A 25,442-nucleotide genomic window follows, 5' to 3' on the forward strand; every position below is an offset into this window, starting at 1 on the left:
AACAAGCTTGCAAGGGAGCAGGGTGAGAAATGCGTGGCGAGATGAGCGTCAATCAGTCACACTCAACGAGCAGATGTTTAAGCAAAAACGTTGCGCTTATTATCTTTACTAACCGCTAGGACAATCATGATAGCTTGGAAACAGTCTCTGCCAGAGTACGAATGGCTCATTCATCAAATTTGGTACTTGGAAGTGCCAGAGGGTGAAGTCATTGACCCCAAGCCGCACCTTATTCCAAACCCGCGTGCTCATTTACTCTTTACGCCATCAGAGCAAGGCTACAGCTACGACACGGGAGACACAACGCTTGCTGGCAAAGGCTGCCACTTATTAACGGCTAACGAACACTTGCTGTTGTTGGAAGATACAGCTCCTATCAAGCGTATCGGCATCACCTTTCGCCCAGAGGGTTTGTATGCCATTGAATCACGGTTTAGTGATGCACCCCAAGTAGCTGCAATTAACCAATGCGAATGGTTTGATTGGCTCAACACGGCGTTTGATGTGCGCTTTCAACAAGGGTTATGGCAGCTAGAGTTGCAAGATTCACCGCAATGTTTGCTGAACTACATCAAACAACATTTAGATGCGTTAGATATCGCCCCTTGCCGTACCAAACCGTTTTTGGCGTCACAAAAAGCGGTGTCCGTGATGGACGCTCAAGCATTACGCTCACTTGAGCTAGCGATGGATATTGATGAGGTGGCCAAACAGTGCGCCTGTTCTCGAAGAACGCTTGAGCGCAGTTTCAAGCAAGTGGTGGGGTTGAGCGTTAAGCAGTATCAACAAATGGCACGTCTGGAGCAGATGATTTTGACTCTCTACAAGCAACAAGAAGCGATTGATTGGGCGAGCTTCTCACAGCAATTTGGTTTCAGTGACCAATCGCATTTGATTCGTACCCTCAAACAGCAGCTAAGAAAAACGCCGAGCAAATACTTGAAAAAGCGCGACTTAACCATCGATATCTATGGCGACTTTGAGTCGTAATTCATTGCTAATCAGCCCGAAAGTTGTCGCAAAAATCCAATTTTTCTCTTATCCGCTGAGCTACTATTTTCAGCAGATAACGAGGTAACACATGTCATATCAAAAACTAAAACAAGGCGAAGCCATCCCATTTAACGAATCGTTGACTATCCAACTGATTCAAGGCTCTGATCTACAAGATATTATCGAGATGTTGAACGATGATAAGGTCAATCAGTATCTGTTCTTCGCACCTGCTGACAACAGCCTATATGAGGGTTTCTTTGGCCCTATTATTGAAAATACGGCACAAGCGATTAAAGACAGTGTTTGGCCAGATAGCCCAACGTTCGTGATTCGTGACCAACAAGGCCAGTACATGGGAATGTGTGCAGTGACCGCAGTGATGTTCTTAACTGGCAACTACGAAGTAGGTTATCAATTACCAACTTGTGCATGGGGTAAAGGCGTTGCGACTCGCGCTTGCCAAATGATGACCGAGATTGGATTTACTGAGCTAAACGCCCATAAAGTCAGTGCGGATTGCTACGCTTTTAATGCTGGCTCTTACAAGACGTTAGAGAAAAACGGTTTTACTCAAGAAGGCCGTCAGAAAGACTACTACAAACTAGAGCAAGGCTTTGACGACAAGCTTTACTACGGTATGACCGCAGAACAATTCGCGTCTTTAAATCGCTAATAATTAGCTGACAAAAAGTAGCGAACAAAAAAGGCCGTTAACCCACATGCTCGGGTTAACGGCCTTTTCTATATTCAGCGCTAAATGGCTAAGACTTAGTTGCCTTGGTTTTGGCTTTGAAGCTTCTCTTTTGCTTCTTCAACCTTTGAGAAATCCAATCCCAACTCGTCTACGGCTTCTTTGATTAGCGCAGGGTTTTGCATCACTTGCGCCATCAGCATTTGTAGCTTGTCTTGTGGCAAACCTAGTTGGCTGATGGTTGCCATTGCTGCGAGCGGGTTTTGCGTCAGAGTCTGGAAGATTTCGTTGATCTGTTCATCGCTGATGTTGTTCTCTTTCAGCAAGGCGATAATTGGGTTCATCATATTTCCTTTCAATCAGTGTATGACTTGGTTGCCAGTATTTGTTCTAGCAGAATAATTGGGGCTCCCGCGCAATATTTCAATACCCTGTTAGCTCCATGTAACCCGTCCCAGAATGAGAGCCATCAATACGCACCGGGCCTTCCCAATAAGGCACAGAAAGGGGCATTTTTGCGTTCGGGTTGAGTGCAGAAACCGTAAGCTCAATTTGCTGGTTCGGAATCGACACTCGCCACTGGGTTGGATAATTGCGACCTTGGATTTCTGTTTGCTTGGTCGCCTCTAACTGAATGTCTTTCTGTGGGATAGCGATGCCAGCCCCATCTTGCTGCATCAGCCTTGCGCTGGAGTAACTGGCTTGACCGGTTTTGGAATCCCGCAACTGGAACACCACCAAGCTGGTGTCGTCACTCAATCTTAGGGCAAACCAGTCCCAGCCTTGTTGTGAGTCGAGTAAGAATTGCGAGCTCCACTCTCGGTCTATCCAGCCTTTGCCCGACACTTGATAGGTTTCGCCGTCGATGGTGACTTCACCGGACACATCAATAAACGGTTGGCTGTAGTAATACGAAGCCACTTGACCATCGGCGCTTTTGGTGCTGTAACCTTGCTCGCCTTGCTTTTGATAAGGCGCGCTGCTGGTAAGCGTCAGCGAATAGCCAAACTGTTCCGAGTTCGCCTTCAATGTGGCAGGGAAGAGGTCGTTGCTTGAAGAGGTCCACTGCCAATCATCGAGATAAACCCGAAATGGTGAAGCATCAACACCTGCTAGAGAGGCTTGGTCACGTGACCATTTTTCATCGGCGTAGTGTTTATCCGTTGTAGTGACCGCGCTGTGCGCCATGTAGATTTGCTGAGTTTGCCATTCGGTTTTCTTCACGTCATCTTCGCCCCTTGGCGGTGGTGGTGGCGGCGCAGCAGCAAAGCGAAATTGTGTCCATTGAACGCCAAGTGGATTGCCGTCTTCATCAATTAAGTTAGCGGTTAAGTACCACCATTCATGACGAAAGTTTGGGTGTGCTTGATGATCGGTAGGAAAGGTGAGTTCAACCCCTTTTTCTACGGGTGTGAATAGGTTGTTCTCGCTTTGCGTATCTCCGCTTCCCAGCAACGTGCCCATATTTTGTTGCTGCGTATCTTCACAACCGAACAGGAATAAGCTGCTTATGAGTAGAGTAGTAAGTTTGCTTGCTAATCGAACCATCACAACACCTCGCTTTGCAAACTGGACACGACAGGCTTACTGACCAATCGCCACAGCGGAATCAAGGTTGCAATCACTGCCACCAAGATGGTGATCGCCGCAATGCTGAGGGCATCACTCCAATTCCACAGATAATTTAGGCTCCAACCAAAAGCGCGCAAGGTGACGATGTCTGTCAGCACATAACCCACCATGGCTCCGAGGGGCAGGGCGATAACCAGAGTAAAACTGACTAAAGCGACGATCTGCCCGACCACCATGGTCATTAATTTACGACGGCTGACGCCAAGTGCGTACAGCCTTGCAATGGCGGCTTTGCGCGCGTCGAGCAACATAAAACAAGCACTGAACAAACCAATCACCGCGACCATCAAAGTCACGCCGTTGAGTGCACGCGTAATGGCGAAGGTCTGCGAGAAAATATCCAACGCGATAGATTTGATTTGCGCCTGATCGTAGAGCTGACTTGGATGAAGATTCAATTGCTCGCGCAGTTGGTCGTATACGATTTGTGGGTCACCAGATACTTTAATGCCAAGGCTTGTCGGCAAGTCGGTAAAGCCGCTCTCTTGCCATAGCTTTGGTGCTAATAAGACTTCACCGTTAGGTGAGCCGTAATCATGGAATACCGCCCCCACAAGTAGGTTCTTATTTGGAACGGCATCAAGCGTGAGCTCGCTACCCAGAGATAAACCCAGTTTGACCGCGGTTGGTTCACTGATAGCGACCAACTCACCTTGGTAAAAGCGTGACCAGAAGTTCTCCAAACGCGATTTGAACACTATTGTTTGCTCTAAGGTGTCTTTGTCTTTGGTGCCAAGCAAAATTGATAAACCATGCAGATTATCGTCGACGTAGTATTGCTTGTAGACGGTCTCAACCTTGTCGAATTGCCCTAACGCGCGCTCCACATCTGCGATTTTCCCTTGCGCAGGGCTGACGTAAATATCGGCGTGCAACCTTTGTTCTAACCACTGTTTTAGGGTGGACTCGAAGCTGCCAACTAGCGTATTCATGCCCATATTGGCTGTAACGGCGAGTAGCAGTGCCATCATGGCGAGAGAAAGCGGAGAAATCAGCTCGCGCAGCTCAGCAAACAGATACTGCATCAAACCGGAGCTGGTGCGTTTTTCACACCAATTGGCTAATACGCTGAGTGTTTTGGTTAGATACAAAGGAATCGACACCACAAGCACGCCGAGCCACGCCATGGTGAAGCGGTGATGCTCACTCAACCATAACCCTGCGAGTGCGAGAGCCGTCAACGAAGCACCTATCACAAACAATTGGTTTTCGTTAGAGGCTTCCGGCGCTTGATAAAATCCGCCATGAGAGGAAAGCGGTTGGCGCACTCGTTGTTTGAAGTGCTGCCAACATGCCAATAGGGTTGCGGCTAACGTGAGCAGCAGGGCTTGCGCCCACCATTGCCACTGCCAAGTGCCGGGCAGCAGTGTCGCGCCATAAAGTTGTTCTAAAGTCAGAGCTACAGTCGGATGCAACCAATGGCTAAGCTGCATGCCCAATACAAAACCGAGGGAAGCACCGATGGTAACGAGAATAGTGAGTTCAACTAACAGCGCAGAGAACACAATGCTCGGCGCAACGCCTGCCTGTTGAATTTGCACTAACAGCCGATTGCGTTTCAGCAAGCTGTACTTTACGCCGTTGTAGGCAATGAACAGCCCGACTAAAAACGCGAGTAAGCTCATTGCCGTGAGGTTGAGGTGAAAGCTGTCGGTCAGTGAGCCAAGGTCTGTACTTTGATTATTGGCAATCCATTGTCCTTGATCGCCAATGATGCTTTGCCAATTTGCTTGCGTGTCTTTATTCCCTTTATCACCTGAATGGAAAACCGCAATGTAACTGATCTGTCCTTGTTTATTGAGCAGTTGCTGGGCAAAGCCAATGTCCATCAACATCCGGTTACCTAACTGCCATTCGTCAGGCAACACCACCACTTGGGTTGGAGTGTCGTCCAAAGTTAGGGTTGCTACCTCTCCTAAGTTTTGATGTTGAGATTGGCTCATCATCACGATTGGCTTGCCAGCCAAAAGCTCAGGTAGAGGCAAAGCACTGTCGAACAAAGAGACGTTCTGTTGGTTTTCTGATGACTTTCCGTTTGCAGAATACCGAGAACGCGAAGAGATGGCGGCAATTAACTCGCTACCTTGCACTGACCAACGACGACCTTGTTCATCTCTCACTCGCCCTTCGATTACAGGTAGCGCCGCACTGAGTCCGTTTTGTCTGAGGGTGAAGTAGAGCGATTCGGGCAGATAGTTTTGCCCTGCGGGTGGAATAATCAAGTTCTGAGCTTGTGCGCTAAGCTGCTCGGTAGATTCCGCATAACTACGCTTGGCATTGAGGTTGATGGCTTGCACCGCAACAAACAAGGTCACAGCCAACACGATACCGATCAGAATTGCGGCGGCTTGCAGTGGCGCCTGCCGATAGTGCGCCACAAACAGATTCAGGGCGAGTCGAGTATGAGTGAATCTGGTGTTTGGTTGCTTAGCTTGCTTCATGGCGAAGCTCATGTTTGTTTACTTGATGATTGTTCTGTAGCTGACTGTTATCCAAGCGCAGCCGTGTTTTCATAAATTCAGCGCATTCAGGGCTGTGTGTCACCAATAGCACCGCCGTATTGCCTTGGATGGTGATTTCACTGAGTAGTCTCATCACTTCTAACCCTGCTTTTTGGTCGAGGTTTCCTGTGGGTTCATCAGCAAGTAGCAGTTTAGGTTTGTGTGCTAAGGCGCGCGCAATAGCGACTCGTTGTTGTTGACCACCGGAAAGGGCAGAAACATGTCTATCGAGCAGTTGGCTGATGCCTAGAGTCTCGACTAAATAATCGCACCAGTCGTTCCATTTTTGTTGATTCAAATGCAGAGGGAAGGCGATGTTTTGCTGCACGTTGAGCGGCGTTAATAGATTGAATTGCTGGAAGATAACACCGAGTTTTTGGTGTCGAAATCGGCTCCATTGCGGGTCTTTCCAAGCCGCTGTGTTATCGCCATCTAACCACAACTCACCTTCGGAAAGTGGCTCAAAGCCAGCGATGACATTGAGTAAGGTACTTTTGCCGCTGCCACTTGCGCCCGTCAGCGCAACACTCGCTCCTGTGTTCAACGTAAAGTCGACGCCTTCCAACACGCGATGTGTCTCTTTACCATCAACAAAGCTTTTGCTGGCGTGTTTGAGTGTGACAAGTGGGCTTTCCATTTCCTCTCCCTGTATTCAAAAGGTGTCGTTTCTTTTGGCAATGCTTATTGCTGTTCGTTCTTTAGAAACTTTAGACAACAATCAGATAAAAACAGCGATTTACATCGATTTCTTAATAACTTGTACTGAAAAGAAGAGGGAAGAGATTAAATGAGGAGGGATATGACTGGCATTAAAAAAGCCCGAGTCAAACTCGAGCTTTCAAATACATTCAGCGTGGTCAGCTTACACGTAGTACGCTTCAACTTCGCCTTTAAGCTTGATTAGCATTGGGTTACCGAAACGGTCTTTTGCTTTAGGAGAAGCAATTTTTACCCAACCTTCGCTGATGCAGTATTCTTCTACGTCAGTACGCTCTTGACCGTTGATACGAATACCGATTTGGTGCTCGAAGCATTCTTTGATGAAGAATGGGCTACGTGGGTTACCCACTAGGCGATCTGGTAGAGCTGGTTTAGCTGTGTCTGTCATTTTGTGTGACCTAAATTCCGTAAAAAGTGCGCTATTGTAGTCAGTGCACTGTGTGTGTTCAAGATATGTTGAGAGTGGATGCGTTGTTTAACTTTCAAGTACCGCCTACAACCCCTTCAAATACTGCGCGTTGGCTGTTGGTTGAATCATGTCATTCAGCGTTTGGACGGCTTGTTCACTGTGATCTTCAAGTAGAGCTAAGAACGCGTCAATCAACTCAGGTTTGCTTGCTGAGACTTTCGTTTCTGTCTGGATATCACGCAGATCGATCAACACATCGGTAAACAATTGCGGCAGATCGTGCAGCACTTGCAGGTTTAAGACGTTGTGCTCGCTGTAGATTGAATTGTGGCTGCCTTTTTGTTTTTGTACCACGTAAGGATTGTCTTCTAAGTTGATGATAGACGTGCGTTTATCACAGCGTTTCAAACAACCTTTGTTGACCTTCACCTTACGGCATCCTTCGGTTTGTTGGAACAAACATTGGCGGCTCGTGAGTAGGGTATTTGGATGATAAATGCTGTAGAAGCTGCGCATGTTTTTCGGACGCTTTATGTGACGCATCTGCTTCATATTCAGCTCGTTAGAAACAAACGCGCCACTTGCCGCGAACTCGTCTTAGGGCATTTAAACGCGTATGAGTTCACCGTGTTCATTTGTGGGCCTGCCACCCAGCCTAGGCCGAGCTCTTTTGCGAGCATGCCGACGCCTGAGTTGTTGGTGATCAACAATTCAGGTTGGATGGTTTCCAAAAATACACGAGCGGCGTGGTAGTCTTCGCCAATCAAAATGGCAGGGAACCAAGGTTTGAGCATTGGGTTGGCTTGGAACAATTCAATCATCGCGCTCAGTTCACCAGACAATCCCATTGGCAATTGATAGTAAACGTCAACGTTGTGGTATTCACACAGCATGGCTTCTTGTGCTGACGAGATCAGAACCGATAGTTTTGGCGCACCTTGGCGAGGGTCTGGTTGAGGTAACGCTGGCAGAGTTGGCACATCAATCGACCCTTTCAAGCTGCTGCCGGATACTTGTGTTGAAGTGGCATCGAACGACTTAGTTTGCTCTGCCACTTTCTCAATGATCGCGGTTTTGTCATCGTATAGTTTCTTTTTCACCGCTTGCACATCATCAGCAGATTGGCATTGGTAAACCTTCGAAAAATGCTTTACAGCGTGGTCGCGCGGGTTGTCGATGTACATCGCCTTGCCGAAATCACCTTGCAAAAATGCGTTGGAGAAATCACGGTTGAACACCGTGTATAACTCTGTGGTGTCTTCAGAGAGTTCCAAACCTTCGCACAAGCGATCGATTTGCTGACGCCAATTGTCGACCACGGTATAGACGTAGTGCGATTTCTTGATTCGTCCTTCCACTTTTAAGGAATACAAGCCAGCATCGGCAAGCGCTTCCAAGTCCCCAAAGGCGGAGTTGTCTTTCATATTGAGTGGGTAGTTGTTGCCCGTTTTGGTCGTTTCGTACTGTTCGCGACAAGGTTGACTGCAACGTCCACGGTTACCTGATGCACCATTGCGAGCGGAACTTATGTAGCAAATTCCGGAGAATCCGATGCAGTATGAGCCGTGGACAAACACTTCCATCATTACGTTGTGCTCGCGACCAAATTGCGCCAGATGTTTTATCTCACTGATGTTAAGTTCGCGAGATAAGTTTACTCGGCTTGCGGTGATCTGGTTGAGAAAGAGGATCTGGCCTTCGTTATGCGTGTTCAGTTGCGTTGAAGCGTGCACATCCAAATCGGGAAAGTGATGTTTGAGAATATAGGTCAGACCGAGATCTTGCACGATCACGCCATCGATTTTGGTGGTGTTCAGTTGGCTGAGTAAGCGAACAATCGCTGGAATTTCACTTTCTAAAATCAGCACATTCAACGTTAGGAAAATCTTACAGCTGTGCTGATGGGCTAACGTTAACACGCCATTTAAGTTATCTAAGGTGAGGTTGGTCGCTCGGTTACGAGCATTGAAGCGGTCGAGCCCACAGTAAATTGCATCGGCGCCAGCGGCAATGGCGGCTTTGATGGAATCTAAATCACCACCGGGTGCTAATAACTCAAATTGATCGCGTGTCACTACTTTTCTCTTTCTTACTAAAATAGGCTGCAAATGTTACGTATTTCACGCTTTTGATGCTCGGCTAGTTAATGCTTTATTAATCTGAATCAATTAATCCGTGTTACACGGTCGACTCTTGAGTGGGTAGAGTGCAATTCGCGATAGTGGGATCTGACTTCTATAGTTTTCCTACACTTGGTTTTTCTATATCTAGTTTTCGACTCAGAGAGAGGAAGGGACGACAAATGAAAAAAGTAATCATCGGGTTGGTCGTGGCGTTGACGTCATTGAGTGCGTTGGCTGGTGAGGGTGTGGTAACCGTTGCGAGCACGCATTCAGCAAAAGATACGGCGGATAAATTTGTCGCTATCGCGCAAGAAAAAGGGTTGAACGTCTTTGCGCGCATTAACCATCAAGAGAATGCCACGAAAGTCGATATGACGTTGCGACCAACTGAAGTTATCGTGTTTGGAAACCCTAAAGTGGGCACACCACTGATGATCTGTGCGCAGGAGGTGGCGCTCGATTTACCCCAAAAAGTGTTGGTGTATGAAGATGCTGAAGGCAAAACGTGGTTAGCTTACAACGATCCGATGTATTTAAAGCAGCGCCATCATATTGAAGGCTGTGACGAGGTATTGAACAAAATCAGCGGCGTGCTGGGCAATTTAACCCACGCGGCGGCGAAGTAGGGTGCAGTATTAGGGCTGCTTGTTATGTTGAAGAATAAAAAAGCCCCAATGATTGGGGCTTGAATGAAGCGAAGTATGCCGTTTAAAAATAGTGAAAGATCGGCGGTTCATGCATCAAGAAGTTTTGATGGGAGATGTTCCACGCATAGGCGCCCGCTAAGGTAAACACAACGTAATCACCAATATCGACGTGGGCGACGTGTTGATTGCGTGCCAGCACATCTTTGGGCGTACAAAGCTGGCCGACAAAGGTCGCTTGTGCATGCTGAATTGGATGAGAAATCTCATGGTGTTGCTCGCTTTTCAGGATGACGAATGGATGATCATGGCTCTGCGCCGCTGGCGTGCGGAAGTGGTGAGTTCCTCCGCGCGCGATGACAAAGTTTTCGCCAAGATTTTGTTTAATATCCAGTACTTCCATCACGTAATAACCGCATGCCGCCGTGATGAAACGTCCGCATTCAAAACGCAGTGTCCAGTCTTGCACTTGCTCTTTGGCGATGAGGAATTCCAACTTGTCGCAAAACTCCATCCACGGAAAGTGTTGCTCAGGGTTCTGGTAGTTAATCCCCATACCGCCGCCCAAGTTGATCATCAGCTCACTGAGTTCGAACTCCTGCTGCCACGTTTTCACGACTTGGAAATAGCGCTGCATTAACGCTAAGTGACGTTCAACATCGAGCTGATGCGACATCAAGTGAAAATGGAAGCCTTTGAGTGACACTTGCGGGAAATCGCGCAGCAACATCAAAGCATTACTCAGCTCGGACTCGTCCAAGCCAAATGGAGTCGGCTTGCCACCCATCGCCAACTTGCTGAGCGTGATGTCGCCAATATCGATGTTCATACGCAAAAAGATCGAAGCAGGGCGGTTGAGGCGCTCGGTTAGTGCTCCAATGCGTTGTAGCTCGGTGAGGCTTTCGACATGAATTGCATCAACATCAAGCTCAATCGCTTGTTGCAATTCACTTAGCATTTTTCCGGGGCCACCGAAGATCAATGGCTTATCGAGTTGTTGCTGGTGGAGGTGTGTCAACTCCCCGCCAGATGCCGCTTCAAAACCATCGACATACGGCGCGAGCGTTTTAAGAATCGGGCCCGATGGATTGGCTTTGGCTGCGTAAAATAGCTCGACATTTTTCGGCAAAACGTGACGCAGTTGTTTGATGTGTTCTTCTAAGGCGCTTAGGTCATACACGTATGCGCACAAGGGTTGACTTTGCTGCTGTGCGAGTGTGTGAACTTGTTGGCAAACGAGTGTCGGTAGAGAGAGGGAATTAGACATGTTGCGCTCCTTTTTCGTGTTGCTGCCAAGGCGTGGCGACTTGGGTATAGCCCGACTCCTTATCGGCTTTTTGCATCAAACGCGTGGTGAAATTATTTTTGCTCGGGAAGTGACCGCCATTCAGCAACGCTTCTAGTTCCGGCTGTTTTCCATTCACTGATTGCCAACGCACAATGGCACTTTGCACCGCATTCCATAGCGTTTGCTCTAGTGGCTCGTCACCTTCTGCGATGAAGAAAATCGCTTCGCTGATGTTGTTGATAAAGGTGCAGTATCCGATGCGATTCCAGCCTTGTTCGCGACTGTAGTAAACCGATTGTCGCGCGCGTTCAGACAAGTCAGTTAAAGTTTCTGCTGGCCAGAACTCCGGCAGTAACTTGGTGCCTTCCAAATCACGAATCCAAACACAACACGGCATCTCTTGTTCAAAGCCAATCAAGGTGTTTTGCAAATGTGGCTCAAACGCCACCCCGTGTTTGAAGTAGTAGTTAAACACACCCGGAATTAGGCAATGCAAATAGCGTTCAAACCACAGTGTCGCGATGTCGGAATAGCGATTTTGCGTAGTACGCGCTTTGTTTTTAAGGCGTTGAGCAATGCAACTGTTGCCGTTTTTGTCGTAAGCAAACAGAGCGCCAGCGAGGGTTGGTTTTAAGATGTCGACTTCGCTCAGCGAGAAATTTTCGCGGTATAAAATCCCAAACGATTCGCGTGCTTTGGTGTTGTCATCCCAATTGCGCTCAGCGACACTCTCTAGATTCAACGTGGTAGCGTAAGGCTCCGTCATCACTTTAAATACGGGGTTGTGCAGCTGTTCGTTTTCTCGAATCGGTTTGAGAATCGACGTGAGCTGCACGGCGCTGTCGAGTTCGTACCACGCGTTTTTGCGCACGCAATTGGTTAATCGTACGTTGATGGAGAATTTCGCAAACCAGTCCATATCTGGGTGGTAGAGGGTACGAACTGAAGAGGTCGGCTGCATCTTTTCACCACCTAAACCCAGTGGTGTGATCTTGCCTTGCTCAATGGCACGCTTCACGCTTGGGTTGCTCAAAATGGTGTAGCTTTCCCAAGGATGGCAAGGGTAGAGGGTCTTCTCATTGCTGGCGGTGTGTTGTGGCGCGAGCTGTTGTAGCATGCGCTGCGCAGGGTTAGCTTCTCCGTCAGAACTCAGCACATCAAGTAAGGACGTATCCACTTCAAACCAGTACAGCGGGACTTGCGCGCCGACTTCTGGAGAAAACGCCAAGAGATCATCCATGGTGACGCCCGAACGACTTTTCGGGGTCGGATGGAAAGTATGCCCCCAAATCAGAGACTGTTCCGAAGCGATAAACTCGTTGTGATGCGATTTGGGCGCGACGTTGAGAAACTGCTCGGTAACCAGCACGCTATTTTCTAGTTGTTCGATCAGCTCATGGTTAAACGGGATCGCCAACACCTGCTTGAGATAGTTAAGCAAAAGCGTAAGAGTTTGCGTGGCATCCAATTTCGCCCAACCAGATCCCGGCATTTTCGCCCACGGCAGTTCTGCCAATTTGATTTTGCCCAGTTTGCTCGCGTAGTGAATCGGCAAAACCAGCACGCCATTTTGTTGAGAAAGATGAACGGCTACCCGCTGCTTGGCGGAATAGTTGCGTTTTAACGTTTGGGGTAGCGATGTCGATTGGTAGTGCCATTCCACTTGTTGATTCGGTAGCGCAAATTCACGTAAGTAACAATTAAGAACACCCATTATCGTGTTGAGTTGGGCCTTCTCCCGATTGAGCTGCACATCATGCGCGCGCAACTCGCTAGTCTGAGAGGATTGAGTTTGTAACATGTTGATTTCCAAATTTTGAATGGAGAACCAGCGCGATCAAGGTGATTACGCTGACTATCGCAGAAAGTAGGAAAGGAACCTCAAGTAGCCCCAAGCTAGAAATGAAAGAAGCGCAAAATCCCGCCGCCACGCCACCCCATTTGGACATGGCATCAAAGCGAGAAAATACTTTGCCACTGAGTTTGCGATCCAGATTGCTCGCAAGATGCTGATGCAATCCGTGATAACAACACACCATCGCGATGCCAAAGATAATTCTCGCAGCAATGAGTGCGGTTTCGGACGCAATCAAATGCAAGGCAGAGCTCACGGCAAGCAATGCAAACCCGAGCCACAACGTGCGCAGCGGTTGATGGCGATTCAGCCCATCTGACAACACGTGGATTTTGCCTGCCAGCAACAGATAGACGCCATGCGGCAGTGCGTACAAAAAACCGATCCATGCGTGGTGAGTGATGCCATATTGCTGCACAAACGGCGAGAAATAAGGAAAGGTCACCACCATGGAAAACGCAAACCCGAACTGAGCAAAGAAGATCCAGCGAATGGCATGCATTGCGTTTTTCTGTGCAACCGGTTTTTCTTGCTGAGATTCTGAGTTTGGCTTTTCGAGGTTTCGTTCGGCGGGTTTATCCGCAGGCAGTGTTAGCGTGATGCCCATAGCAATTAAAGGCAAAACGCATAACCACAGGTACGCGTTGAGTGGGTTGGTTTCGGACAAGCTCCAGCCGAGCCCAATGGGCGCAACGATCAGCGCCAAGCGAGCAGATAGCTGGGTTTTATTGAGTGACTTGCCGAGTGTTTTGGCTTCTTTAATTTGACTAGATAAGTAGCTGTTCGAGGCGGCCATGGTGCCGCCAAAGGTTCCTTGAACAATAAGACCAAACACAAACATGGCGAGGTTGTCTGCCAAGCCGCACAGCGCAAACCCTGCTGCAAGGCCAAGTTGCGCACGCAAGAGTGAGAGGCGGCGACCGTAGCGATCGGCAAAGTTGCCCCAAAATCGCGCCGCCAACGCAGTACAAAACGTAGGTAGGATAAACAATACCCCTGCCCAGTCCGCATCAATGCTTGCGCCTAACGTTGGCAACACGACGGGTAGAAATAGCGGCATACCTAACGCGGCAAACGCAGCGATAAAGTGGCACAACAACACACTGTAGATGAGTTTGGTCATAATCGTTTAACGTACGCTTTTTTTGATGGCTTCTAAGTAGGCGCGTTGCGCTTCTTCGTTAGAAAGCAGCAAGAAGTTCGGAGCCGACAAACCATAGAACTTATTGATGTCACTCGCGCCGGAGGCTTCTTTCGAGAGCAAACTGCCAGAGCTCAACAAGTACTTGGCGTACAAATCAGGCGCCTCTTGCAGTAACTCGCGTGCCAGTTTTGTCTCTAACCCTTCGCCTTCCAATCGGTTGAGTTGCTCTGCAATGCTTTTGGCCACGATGGCGTAAAGCGATGCTGAAGAGGCAATGCCCTTCGCTGCCATAGATTCTACAATCGCTGCGATATCCAGTTGCAGTGTGATGGTGGTAAACATCTGACCGAGCGCCAATTCATTGTCGACTTTGATGCGTTGGTCGAGCAGTTCATCGCAATCCACTGGAATTGTTTTTGCGCCGTGTTTTTCGGCAGCATGGTCTGTTGCAAAGCGGAAGCGCTCTGGCCAAACTCGCGCCGCGTCGTTGTCTTTCATCGCGAGCGTCATTCTGCCCTGTTGATCAAATGCAACGATGGCGTTTTGCTGGTTGGACTCCAATGCGATGCCATAACGAAGCCACAAGGTGAGGTGCACTTGGCATAATAGATCGACGTAATCTTGGAACCACGCCAGCGTATCTTGTTGATAGTAATGTTCTGCCAAATGTTCTAAGAACAAGCGGTCGTCAGGCATTGGGCTTGCTAGTGCTGCAACCGGAACTAACGCTTTGTCTTCGCAATGAGTAAGTGGGTACTCACGTACGATGTACGCGAAGGTTTTATCATCGCCGATGTGTCCACCGTGTTTTTCGTTGCAATGGAACAAGCGACTGTTTAAGTCGGCGTCCGTTTGTTCAAGGTGGCTGAGTAGGCGTTCAAACCAGTGGCCGTCATACAGTGTTGAAGGCTTGATTAAGCGAATATTTTTCGTGCCTAGCGATCGCATGATCAGCGGAACCTTGATGTGAATGTGCGGTGCCTCGTTGACGACCACAGTACGAACGGAAAGCGTCGGCGTCACGTCTAGATACGTTAAAGGCGCTTCTATCACACCTTCGGGTAAGGCTTCTAAAGATCGCAGGGTGAGCGGATGCGCAGGGAACAGAACGTGGCTAAGTGCAAAATCAGCAGGAAGCCCAACTTGCTCCATGGTTGGCCAGCAATCAGGTTGTTCGCTGGTTAATGTCACCAGTGATTTTTCAATCGCAATCCAATGCAGAGCAAAGCTTTGTGCGAACTCGGGCGCGTACTTAGCAAGGTCTTCATCGCTCAGACCAAACTTCGCACGCGCAGTTGGATAGTACGGGTGGTCAAGGTAAGAAGCGATCTGGTCGGCAAGCAGCAGTTTTTGATGCCAAGAGCCAAGCTTGGATATTGGTTGAGAAATGTGGTCTGCGTGATGATGAAACGCTTGGTCACACAGCGCTTTGTGTTTCTCTGCACATTCCAGTTCTTGAAGATACCCCGCCAACAATTCGTGAGAGCTCTCATGCGCCAGTGTCGTTAGTAGCGCAATCCACTCTTGATAATGCTGCTGATGTTCGACTTGACCATTTTTCTCCACCCACCAACCTTGTGGTGTTTCGTCATTGGAGTGACCGTAGCGCCAGTGCTGCATGTAATACGTTGGCGCAACGGGTAAATACAACGTGAAATCAGAGTTGGCAAATATCAGCCAGACTTGCTCGTCTTGAGGAACAATTACCCCTTTTGGCGCGTCGCTACTGAACTTGGCCTTCGACAAAATGCCAAACATGTCTTCGCGCAAGCAAGTGTCGATCAATCGTTGCGTTAGATACAAAGCGTTGTCATTCATGCTGCCACCTCACGAGTCGGAGCGAGATCGAAATTGCTAAGCGCGTTCTGCAGCGCTTGGTCGAGGTTTCGCCCTGATGGTGAGACAATCGAAATTCGGGCGAGATAATCCTTATTGGAATAACTCTGTTGGAAGTGTTCTCCAGCGGTTTTTAGTACCTGTTGCTGGGTGATGATATCGTCATCGTGTTGGATGAACGACGTCGAACCTCCGTCAATCACACCACTGTGTCCCGCAACTACGTAGTGCACGTGCGCTGACCCATGAATTTGGTAATCGCCGTCCAATCTTCGACCCAGATGCAGACCCAAAATCGTGCTAAACCAGCCGAAGTGAGCGAGATTGTTGAGCAAGAATTCGCGGCCATCTCCAATACTGCGGTAGTTAATTTCCACCAGAACCGGGCCGTTTTCCGTGATGATAAATTCGCTGTGGCAAACTCCAAAACCAACGCCGAACGCTTTCAGTTGAGCCAAGCAAGCTTCTCGGTGAGCAATGCCGTTTGGTCCGTTCCAGTCTGCGGCGGTTTCGATAAAGTAAGGCGGCTCAGAGAGCGACACATCAAAACCGCCCACGGCGATAAGTTGGTTACCGTCTCCTAAAGTTTCGAGCGTAACCAACGGTCCTTGAAGAAACTGCTCCACCAGAATGGCGGCGTTTGGGTGCTTTTGCCAAAACGCCTCGCAGTAAGCATCGAGCTCGCTTTGGGAGTCACAGCGCTGTACATCTAAACTTGCCACGCCTTCTTTGGGTTTTGCTACGACAGGGAAGGCCATGCCTAATGCCGCATTCGAATGGCGGTGCAGCAAACAGCTTTGTGTGTTGGGTAGGGCTTTTTCATTTAACACTTGTCGAGTTAAGTGTTTGTTTTTGGCCTTTAACGTGACAGACCAATCTTTGGATGGGAGGCCAAAAAATTGCGCGCAGATGGCGGTGGAAGTTTGTAAGTGATCACTATTGCTAAAAATAGCGTCTGGCTTTAATTCATGCTCCGTGATGGTTTCGATGAGTTCTAATGGGTTGAAGACATCACATTCTAGAATGGTATCCGGATTAAAGTGACTATCACGACTCGCCAGCTCTAAATGGCTGAGCTTATGGTCGGTGATAAGAACGACGTGAAGGTCCATCGCTTTAGCTGCAGGCACGAAGCCGTGAGTGACTGCATCGTTAACGACATGACTTACGATAATCATCGTAGATTTCATGAGCTTTCCTAATTTTCTAACATTTTCTTCTAACGTTGATAAAGTCGCTCACGGTCGTCTTCCAATGTGCCTCTCGCGAGACGGAGGGCAGAAGTTTTAGTGTTTATTGTTATGATGTTTGGTTTTTTTTGTTGTTAGTTGTGTTTTTAGGGTAAATAAATATAGAGCATAAAATTAATATTGCAAATAGAAATAATATTTGTTCTTATTTCCATCCGTTGGCTTTATAACAACTAAACGGAATTATGGAATGAATAAATTATTGACCCTGACCCCCTTGGCGGTCGCGATTGGTTCTTCACTAGTAGCACCAAGCGCAGTGGCTTCAGAAGAGACGAACTCAACCTCATCAGCAACTGAAACGATTCAAGTCTTCGGGCATCAGTACGAAGGTTATGCTGAACACATGCCTCAATCAGGCACCAAAACCGATGTGGAATGGCTTGATGTGCCACAAGCGGTATCCGTAGTAACGAAAACAGAAATGCAAGACCGAGGCGCGGTGCGCTTAGTGGATGCGCTAGATGGGGTAGCCGGGGTCAATAACACCTTGGGCGAAGGCAGCCGCGATCAGTTCATGATACGTGGTTTTGATTCACTCAACGATATGTACCGTGATGGCTTGCGAGATGACGGTACGTTGCAGTCTTACCGCAGCTTAGCGAACGTTGAACGCGTTGAAATTGTGAAAGGCCCTGCGGGTGCTTTGTATGGCCGTGGTTCGGCTGGGGGCATCATCAACTTGGTGACGAAACGCGCTAACGGTGAGAATTTTACTCACGTAAACGGTAGTGTAGGCAGCAACAACCAGTATGTTGGTCAGGTCGACAGCTCAATGGCGTTTACAGATAAGGTCAACGGGCGTATTAACTTGGAATACCGTCAAGCCGACTCGTACGTTGATCATGTTGATTCAAACGATTTCTTCATTGCACCGACCATTCGTGTGTTACCAGCGGAAGGTCACACCATTGATATTGACGTGGAATACGCCCATCAAGAACTAGTGCCGTATCGTGGTGTGCCATCAAAAAATGGCAAGCCAGTTGATTTGCCAGTAAGCACTTACTTTGGCGGCACAAACGACTATCAGGAGTCAGACAGTCTCCGTATTGCGGTGGATTACGAATGGCGTCTGAATGATCAATGGGTATGGAACAACCGAGCGGCGTTCAACCATATCGAACTTGAGCAAAAAGGCACGCGTCAGGGCAAAGTGACGGGTAATGAAGTGTCTCAAACCGTTAACAACTTTGGTTACGATCCACGTACTACGACCACTTTACAATCTGAGTTGGTTTGGGAAACCAGGGACAATCAATTGATGGTGGGTGCAGATTTCAACCAGATCGATATCGACCTAACGTTGGCAAGTGACAAAACGCTTCCTCTGCAAAATATCTACGACCCAGTCGTTGGTCCAACGCCTGATCCGGGCTTTAAGCCATTTCGTGACAATACCACCACCACGACAGGTTTGTATGTGCAAGACGTCTATACGTGGGGCGACCTTTCTTTGATCGGTAACGTGCGTTACGACTCGATGGAGCTCGAACAACAAAAAGCGGGCTCAGATAAGGAAAAATTGGATGATGACAAAGTCAGCTACCGTGCTGGTTTGGTATACCGCATCAATTCCGACACATCCGTATACGCCAGTTTAGCGCGCTCTTGGCAGTTACCGTACGCTGGTATCTACATCAATCCAAAATTGGCGGAATTCTTCCACACCGACTTAAAAGAGGTGGGTGCGAAAGCGTACCTTTTGGATAACGCATTAATGTTGAATGCGGCACTGTTCCAGATTGATCAAGAGCAACCACAAACTAACGTGGACGGCGATGTGATCGATAAAATTGAAGTGCGTCACCAAGGTATTGAATTAGAGGCTCGCGGTCAAATCACCAAACAGTGGGACATCTCTGTGGGTTACAGCTACTTGGACGCGGAAGACAAAGCCACAGGCAAAAAGCCGAACGATGTATCAGACCACTTGTTCTCTCTTTGGAGCACTTACCAATTGAATGACAACTGGCGTTTAGGCGGTGGTGTGAAGTACGTGGGCGACCGTTACGCAGGTAACGACGAAGCTGTCGCACTTGGCGATTACACAACGGTGGATTTGATGGCGGCGTACACCACTGGTCGTCATAAAATCCAAGCGAACGCTTACAACATTTTGGATGAGAAATACATTCTTGGCGCAACAAACGGCACGTCTGGCTTAAACCAGATTGGCTACGGCGCACCAGCCGAGTTTATGCTCAGCTACGGATATCAGTTTTAGGCTTTTTGTGCGTAGTTAGCGCCTGTTAGCCAATTTTTTCCTCATATTGAGGATGTTTAGCCCCGAGAGCCTACGGGATGTATTCTGCCCGAGGCTCAATTTCTCGCAAAGGAGATCTTAATGTCTTACCAGAATTTGGATGGTAAAGTGCGTGTACGTGCTGGTTTGTCTACCACTTACAGTGTGCTTGCGATTGCAATCGCTTCTGCCACATCCATGAGCGCGGTTGCCGCTCCTGCTAAAAAAGAACAAACTACCGCGATGGAAACCGTCGTTGTCACTGGTAGCGTGATTGGTAAATCTGAAATTGAAGACGTCAAAGAGTACCCAGGTGCTCGTACCGTCATTACCCGCGATCAAATCGAGAAAACCGCCGCAGGCTCGATTGATAACGCGCTGCAGCGCGTGCCGGGTATTAAAGTTCAGGATGAAAGCGGAACGGGCGTATTGCCTAACATTTCCGTACGTGGTTTGAAAGCAAGCCGTAGTGGTCATGCTCAGTTCTTGATGGATGGTGTACCGCTAACACTTGCGCCATATGGTCACACTGGTCAGTCTATCTTCCCAGCAACACTGTCGATGCTTGATCGTATTGACATTGTACGCGGTGGTGCCGCAGTACAGTACGGCCCAAACAACGTCGGTGGTGTGATCAACTTAGTGACCAAACCGATTCCACACACGTGGCAAACTGAAATCAGTAACCGCCTTACCGTGTTTGATGGCGGTGATGCGCCGCTGAATGATTTTTACCTACGCACGGGCGGCTGGTTAAGCGACACATTTGCACTACAGTTGGAAGGTAACTTCCTAAAAGGTGAAAGCTTCCGTGAACATTCCGATACGGACGTGAAGAACTTCCAAGCCAAAGCACAGTGGCTACTGAGTGACACTCAAGAGATTCAAGCATTCCTGCAACGTTACGATGCTGAAACGCAAATGCCGGGCGCACTTTCGCCACAAGATTACGAGCAAGATCGTCACCAATCGAAACGTCCTTACGATGATTATGAAGGTAAGTCGACGCGCTGGAGTGTTAAGTACATTCACGATTTGCCATTTGCCGACAGTGCCGAGCTAGAAGTGCTAACGTTTGGCCATAAGTCAGAGCGTCTTTTCAAGTGGGGCTTTAACAGCGCGGGTGGCCATTGGGCGGATCCGGCTCTGCCAGCGACGGACGTTCGTACCTCTCCACGTGAATTTACCGTGTATGGTATAGAGCCAAAAATGGCGATGTACTTTGGCGAAGGTAAATCCGTTACTCAAAACTGGATCGTGGGTACCCGTTATGTTAATGAAGACATTGACTACAAACTCACTCAGACTCCAATCGCCGGTGGTGCAACCAGCGTTCCGCGTGATTGGCATCTAGATACGGACGCGTTTGCTGGATACGTTAGCAACGAAATTGGTTTGTTCAATGATACATTGAAGGTAACGCCTGGGTTGCGTGTTGAGTCGGTTCGAATGACGTTTACCGATCGTGGTAAAAAACAAACGGCAGACAACACCGTGACGGAATGGTTGCCAGGTTTGACGGTGGCATACAACTTAACTGACCAGTGGGTGACGTATGCGAACGCGCAAAAATCACTTCGTGCGCCACAAATTGCCTACATCCGAGGTTTGGGTGAAGAAGGTAGCGAACTGGCTTGGAACTACGAAGTCGGCGCGCGTTACACCCAAGATGCGACCAGCTTTAACGCTGCACTTTATCGCATCGACTTTGAAGATCAATTGCAATGGCAAAGCTCAACGCAGACCTTCGATAACATCGGAAAAACACTTCACCAAGGCATAGAGCTTTCTGCTCGTTACGTGCCTGAAGCACTACCTGCACTGAGTTTAGGCGCAAGCTACAACTATCTAGACGCTACGCTTGAAGAAGAAGGCGCGAATAAAGGTAATCAACTGCCTTACACCTCTAAGCATCAGCTTGGTTGGGATGCAACCTACGCATTTTACGGCATGGACACCACGCTATCGGGCTTCTACTTTAGTGATTCGTATACCGATAACGCCAACACCAGTGCCGAAGATGCAACTGGCGCAACGGGTAAAGTACCATCTTACATGGTGTGGAACTTCAACTTGGGGACGGATTTATACAAAGACGACAAAGGCAAGTTACGCATGAATGTTGCGGTGAACAACTTGTTTGACGAGGAGTATTACTTCCGCGGGATTGATACAAGCCCAGTTGGTCGGTACCCAGCTCCGGGACGCTCTTACACACTGGATCTGAACTATCAGTTTTAAGCGTTTCGTTCACCGAGTTTGAAAAGAAAAGTCGCCAATTTACCTTGGCGACTTTGCCGATCTTAGGTAATGGAAAACTCTTAGCACTGGAAAAAAGCAAGATGAAAAATAAAAAACAATTTACGATCAAACACTTTTCAACCGTTTTGCTGATGCTGTTGAGCTCAGCTTTGATGTCATTTAGCGCATTTTCTCAGGCGCGCAGCGTGCAAGATGAGCAAGGCACTTTTGAGCTAGAAGCGATACCTCAACGTATTGTGGTTTTAGAATTTTCGTTTGTCGATGCATTAGCGGCAGTCGATGTCTCACCTGTAGGCGTCGCCGATGACAACGATGCCACACGAGTCATTCCTGCTGTTCGTGCCAAGGTTGGTCCTTGGCAATCGGTCGGCATGCGCTCGCAACCGAGTTTAGAGGCGATTGCGGTGCTCAAGCCGGATTTGATCATTGCTGATGCAGAACGTCATCGCGCGATTTATCAAGATTTGCAGCGAATTGCGCCAACTTTGCTGTTAAAAAGCCGTGGTGAGACATATCAAGAAAATCTCGAATCCGCACACAAAATCGGCGTGGCAATTGGCAAACAAGCGAAAATGACACAACGAATTGAGCAGCACAAACAGACAATGGCGGAGTTCAAACAGCATTTTGCAACACAAGAAACCATTCAGTTTGGTGTGGTTTCTGACAAAGGGATGTGGTTGCATAGCCCGGTTTCTTACGCTGGGGGCGTTTTGAGTATGCTGGGCATCCAAAGCCCGCTGGCTCCATCTGAGCAAAAAGCGTATATCCCAACCAGTTTCGAACTTTTACTAAAAACCAACCCTGATTGGTTGTTAGTTGGACTTTACTCTCAACCAAATATTGTGGATGAGTGGCGCAAAAATCCATTGTTTAAGTTGCTAACTGCTGCGAAAAAACAGCAACTTGTTGAGGTTTCTCCTGAACTGTGGTCGTTAAATCGCGGCATGTTGGCTGCGGAAGAAATTGCCCGCAATCTTGAAGCGTTATTGGAGCGCTCATGAGTGCGGCGATAAGCTCGGAAAGCGCGTCTTCGGTTAGCAAATCGCATTGGAAAGCGAGCTTGTTTGTCTGTGCTATGGCGTTGTGTACGCTCTCAGGCTATGCAGCCTCAATGATTGGCTGGTCCAACTTTTCTTTGAGCGTTAATGATCTGACAAGCTATTGGTTTGCGTTTGATGAGGGCAATATGCTGCATCAAATCCTCGCGACGCTGCGTGCGCCTCGTGCCTATGCTGGGTTATTAATTGGCGCTTCGCTTGCGGTATCCGGAGTGCTGATGCAAGGATTAACTCGTAACCCTTTGGCGTCGCCATCCATTCTCGGCATTAATGCTGGTGCGGCTTGTTTTATGGCCTTGGCGTCCATCGGCGTACCATTCTTTAGTCAATTGAACTCAATCATCAACGCAGTACTCGGCGCGCTACTAAGTGGTGGTGCGGTCATGTTGTTGGGCGGTTTTTTTTCCGCGCGTTCTCACCCATTGCGTTTAGTGCTAGCGGGCATTGCCATCAGTGCACTGCTGATAGGGTTAACTCGTGCGTCGGTAATTTTGGCGGATGACATGGCTTACAGCGTGTTGCATTGGTTAACGGGTTCACTCTCCGCGGTAGATTCTGAACAGTGGCAGCAACTGTGGCCTTTTGCGACTTTAGGTTTGGTGCTCGCCATGGGCTTAGCGCGAAACTTAAATTTACTCGCGTTGGGGGACGAAGTTGCTGTTGGGCTAGGTGGTAACATTCGTCTTACGCGATTTATCAGTGGTTTAGCGGTTGTGCTGTTGGCAGGAACTAGCGTAGCGATTGCTGGGCCAATTGGCTTTGTCGGGTTGTTAGTGCCGCACTTGGTACGCCCGATTGTTGGTCACAACTATCACATTCTCATTCCGGTTTCCGCCTTGTGTGGCGCGGCATTGGTGACGTGGTCAGATGCTTTATCACGAGCGATTGCTTTTCCGGCTGAAACGCCAGTGGGCGTGATTACCGCGCTGTTGGGCACACCTTGCTTTATCGCGATTGCAATGAGGAAATCATCATGATGAATCAAACCAAACTGTTTGCATTAGTTGGATTGTTGCTGATTGCGTCTTCTCTCACGCTGTTTGTTGGTGCGGCGAACATGTCGGCTCAACAGGTTTTTGCATTACTGTTTTCTTTCTCTGACTCGGACTTTGTGATTCACCAATATCGATTACCGAGAATGTTGCTCGCCATTGGCGTGGGCGCTGGGTTGGGGCTGTCAGGCGTTTTAGTTCAAGGCGTCATCCGTAATCCACTTGCCTCACCAGATTTAATGGGGATAAGCGCCGGAGCAGGACTGGCGGCTACCGCTTGTTTGGTGCTGTATCCGAATGCGCCAGTGGCAATGTTGCCGATGGTCGCCATGGCGGGAGGCTTGCTTGCTGCTGGCTTTATTGCTGTGCTGGCTTACTGGTCGAAACCAACACCAGCACGTTTGGCGCTGATTGGTGTTGCTGTCAGCGCATTTTTAGCTAGCGGTATCGATTTTCTTCTGATTGTGCACCCTATTGAAATCAACACGGCGATGGTATGGCTAACCGGCAGTTTGTGGGGACGAAACTGGCAACAAGTGCCGTTTATTTGGAGTGCTTTATTGCTGCTACTACCATTGGCGTTTTGGCTGGCTTGGCGGCTAGATGTTATGGGACTGGGAGAAGAAAGCGCCACTACACTTGGCACGAAACCAAGACAGATCCAAATTATTGCGTTGATTGCTGCCGTGCTATTGGCGAGTATCAGTGTGTCTGTGGCAGGCACGATCAGCTTTGTTGGCCTGCTTGCGCCGCATCTTGCGCGTTTGCTGTTTGGCCACAACCACAAGTTGTTGATTCCAGCCGCTGCAACCCTTGGCGCTTTGTTGGTGATTTGCGCCGATGGTTTAGCGAGAGGCTTACAGCCACCAATTGAGCTACCAGCGGGAGTGCTGACATCTGTTATTGGCGCACCATATTTCATTTTTCTTTTGTATCGTTATAGAGGTTGGTAAGCATGTTACGAACGCAGAACTTATCCGTCGCGTACGGCAAACAGACCATCATTCCAGATCTCTCTTTGTCGATTCCTCAAGGTAAAATTACCGCACTAGTTGGTCCAAATGGTTGCGGTAAATCGACACTATTAAAAACCTTGGTACGCATCAATAAACCCGCTTCTGGCCAAGTGTTGTATGACGACAAACCACTAAGCAGCTACGGTGATAAACGCTTGGCGCGTTCGTTGTCTTTGCTGCCGCAGATTCTTGTCAGTCCTGAAGGTATTACCGTCAGAAAACTGGTCGAATATGGCCGCTCGCCTTATCTCTCTCATTGGGGCCGGTTAAGTCAACAAGACAAGACCTTAGTCGAGCAAGCAATGCAAGATACTGGCGTGATTGAGTTTGCTGACAAGCCAGTTGAATCGCTGTCTGGCGGTCAAAGGCAAAGGGCGTGGATTGCGATGGTAATGGCGCAAGATACCGACGTAGTGATGCTTGATGAGCCAACCACTTACTTGGATCTCTCTCACCAAGTTGAGCTGATGAAACTCATGAGGCAGATGAACGACAAAGGCAAAACAGTGGTCGTAGTGCTGCACGATCTAAACCAAGCGTGCCGTTACTGCGATCATTTGGTGGTGTTGGAAAAAGGTCAGTTAGTCACGCAGGGAACACCGCAAGAGGTAATGACAGAAGGCATGTTGTCATCGGTGTTTGATTTACAAGCGAGAGTATTTAATGACCCAATCTCAGGCACGCCGATGTGTGTGGCGGTGTAGGTTTACGTCTTTGGAAAGCTATCTGCAATAAAAACGTCGATCCATAAAAACAAACCCCGCTAGTAACAAAGTT

General features: G+C 48.5%; 19 protein-coding genes and 1 pseudogene. 9 read left to right on the plus strand and 11 right to left on the minus strand.

The window, feature by feature from the left end; translation table 11 throughout:
- Positions 1-126: 126 nt before the first annotated feature.
- Positions 127-990: a helix-turn-helix domain-containing protein gene (locus R7P36_RS06255; RefSeq protein WP_213899050.1), complete on the plus strand. Its 864-nt coding sequence runs from the start codon at positions 127-129 to the stop codon at positions 988-990.
- A gap of 91 nt (positions 991-1,081) precedes the next feature.
- Positions 1,082-1,669 carry a GNAT family N-acetyltransferase gene (locus R7P36_RS06260; RefSeq protein ID WP_053303944.1) on the plus strand — a complete coding sequence of 196 codons (588 nt, stop codon included), beginning with the start codon at positions 1,082-1,084 and terminating at the stop codon, positions 1,667-1,669.
- A 95-nt stretch (positions 1,670-1,764) separates the two neighbouring features.
- Here R7P36_RS06260 and R7P36_RS06265 read toward each other — a convergent pair whose 3' ends face one another.
- From R7P36_RS06265 to R7P36_RS06290, 6 genes and pseudogenes are all read right to left on the minus strand, one after another.
- Positions 1,765-2,031 (minus strand): DUF2999 family protein, encoded by a 267-nt coding sequence (locus tag R7P36_RS06265; RefSeq protein ID WP_004746427.1) that lies wholly within the window; start codon positions 2,029-2,031, stop codon positions 1,765-1,767.
- Positions 2,032-2,110: 79 nt separating this feature from the next.
- Positions 2,111-3,235 carry a lipocalin-like domain-containing protein gene (locus tag R7P36_RS06270; protein WP_213899051.1) on the minus strand — a complete coding sequence of 375 codons (1,125 nt, stop codon included), beginning with the start codon at positions 3,233-3,235 and terminating at the stop codon, positions 2,111-2,113.
- The gene (locus R7P36_RS06275) at positions 3,235-5,760 is read right to left on the minus strand and encodes an ABC transporter permease (RefSeq protein WP_213899052.1); all 2,526 of its coding nucleotides are present in this window, start codon (positions 5,758-5,760) and stop codon (positions 3,235-3,237) included. Before R7P36_RS06275 ends, R7P36_RS06270 begins: the two co-directional genes overlap by 1 nt.
- Positions 5,747-6,457, minus strand: coding sequence for an ABC transporter ATP-binding protein (locus R7P36_RS06280; protein ID WP_104980245.1), 711 nt, complete (start codon positions 6,455-6,457; stop codon positions 5,747-5,749). The genes R7P36_RS06275 and R7P36_RS06280 overlap by 14 nt, the downstream gene beginning before the upstream one ends.
- A 225-nt stretch (positions 6,458-6,682) precedes the next feature.
- Complete coding sequence (locus R7P36_RS06285; RefSeq protein WP_213899053.1) at positions 6,683-6,928, minus strand: DUF3297 family protein; 246 nt, start codon at positions 6,926-6,928, stop codon at positions 6,683-6,685.
- A gap of 105 nt (positions 6,929-7,033) precedes the next feature.
- Positions 7,034-9,024, minus strand: a pseudogene (locus R7P36_RS06290) (U32 family peptidase).
- Positions 9,025-9,251: 227 nt separating this feature from the next.
- Between R7P36_RS06290 and R7P36_RS06295 the strand changes: the two are divergent.
- Positions 9,252-9,698 (plus strand): DUF302 domain-containing protein, encoded by a 447-nt coding sequence (locus tag R7P36_RS06295; RefSeq protein WP_017634511.1) that lies wholly within the window; start codon positions 9,252-9,254, stop codon positions 9,696-9,698.
- An 82-nt stretch (positions 9,699-9,780) separates the two neighbouring features.
- Here the strand turns inward: R7P36_RS06295 and R7P36_RS06300 are convergent, their stop codons facing one another.
- The 5 genes from R7P36_RS06300 to R7P36_RS06320 are packed head-to-tail and all read right to left on the minus strand — an operon-like array spanning position 9,781 to position 17,029.
- Positions 9,781-10,983, minus strand: coding sequence for a type III PLP-dependent enzyme (locus tag R7P36_RS06300; RefSeq protein ID WP_318122066.1), 1,203 nt, complete (start codon positions 10,981-10,983; stop codon positions 9,781-9,783).
- Positions 10,976-12,805 (minus strand): IucA/IucC family protein, encoded by a 1,830-nt coding sequence (locus R7P36_RS06305; RefSeq protein WP_213899054.1) that lies wholly within the window; start codon positions 12,803-12,805, stop codon positions 10,976-10,978. Before R7P36_RS06305 ends, R7P36_RS06300 begins: the two co-directional genes overlap by 8 nt.
- Positions 12,777-13,982 (minus strand): MFS transporter, encoded by a 1,206-nt coding sequence (locus R7P36_RS06310; protein ID WP_318122068.1) that lies wholly within the window; start codon positions 13,980-13,982, stop codon positions 12,777-12,779. The genes R7P36_RS06305 and R7P36_RS06310 overlap by 29 nt, the downstream gene beginning before the upstream one ends.
- Positions 13,983-13,988: 6 nt before the next feature.
- Complete coding sequence (locus R7P36_RS06315) at positions 13,989-15,821, minus strand: siderophore biosynthesis protein PsvB (RefSeq protein ID WP_005374704.1); 1,833 nt, start codon at positions 15,819-15,821, stop codon at positions 13,989-13,991.
- Complete coding sequence (locus tag R7P36_RS06320) at positions 15,818-17,029, minus strand: ATP-grasp domain-containing protein (protein WP_005374706.1); 1,212 nt, start codon at positions 17,027-17,029, stop codon at positions 15,818-15,820. The genes R7P36_RS06315 and R7P36_RS06320 overlap by 4 nt, the downstream gene beginning before the upstream one ends.
- Positions 17,030-17,279: 250 nt before the next feature.
- Here R7P36_RS06320 and R7P36_RS06325 point away from each other — a divergent pair, with 250 nt between their 5' ends.
- The 6 genes from R7P36_RS06325 (at position 17,280) to fecE (ending at position 25,369) form a co-directional block, all read left to right on the plus strand.
- Positions 17,280-19,316, plus strand: a complete 2,037-nt coding sequence (locus R7P36_RS06325) for a TonB-dependent receptor (protein ID WP_005374708.1) — start codon at positions 17,280-17,282, stop codon at positions 19,314-19,316.
- Between the two features lie 120 nt (positions 19,317-19,436).
- The gene (pvuA, locus tag R7P36_RS06330) at positions 19,437-21,575 is read left to right on the plus strand and encodes a TonB-dependent siderophore vibrioferrin receptor PvuA (protein WP_053303931.1); all 2,139 of its coding nucleotides are present in this window, start codon (positions 19,437-19,439) and stop codon (positions 21,573-21,575) included.
- Between the two features lie 101 nt (positions 21,576-21,676).
- On the plus strand, positions 21,677-22,600 hold the full coding sequence (locus tag R7P36_RS06335; protein ID WP_025768676.1) for a Fe(3+) dicitrate ABC transporter substrate-binding protein FecB: 924 nt from the start codon (positions 21,677-21,679) through the stop codon (positions 22,598-22,600).
- Between the two features lie 74 nt (positions 22,601-22,674).
- A complete protein-coding gene (locus R7P36_RS06340; protein ID WP_250654690.1) occupies positions 22,675-23,634 on the plus strand; it encodes a FecCD family ABC transporter permease in 960 nt (319 codons plus the stop codon).
- Positions 23,631-24,602, plus strand: a complete 972-nt coding sequence (locus R7P36_RS06345; protein WP_047102431.1) for a FecCD family ABC transporter permease — start codon at positions 23,631-23,633, stop codon at positions 24,600-24,602. The genes R7P36_RS06340 and R7P36_RS06345 overlap by 4 nt, the downstream gene beginning before the upstream one ends.
- Before the next feature lie 2 nt (positions 24,603-24,604).
- On the plus strand, positions 24,605-25,369 hold the full coding sequence (gene fecE / locus R7P36_RS06350) for a Fe(3+) dicitrate ABC transporter ATP-binding protein FecE (RefSeq protein ID WP_017634499.1): 765 nt from the start codon (positions 24,605-24,607) through the stop codon (positions 25,367-25,369).
- The last annotated feature ends 73 nt before the right edge of the window (positions 25,370-25,442 follow it).

The organism is Vibrio sp. 397 (genome assembly GCF_033339395.1).
Classification (GTDB): Bacteria; Pseudomonadota; Gammaproteobacteria; order Enterobacterales; family Vibrionaceae; genus Vibrio; species Vibrio alginolyticus.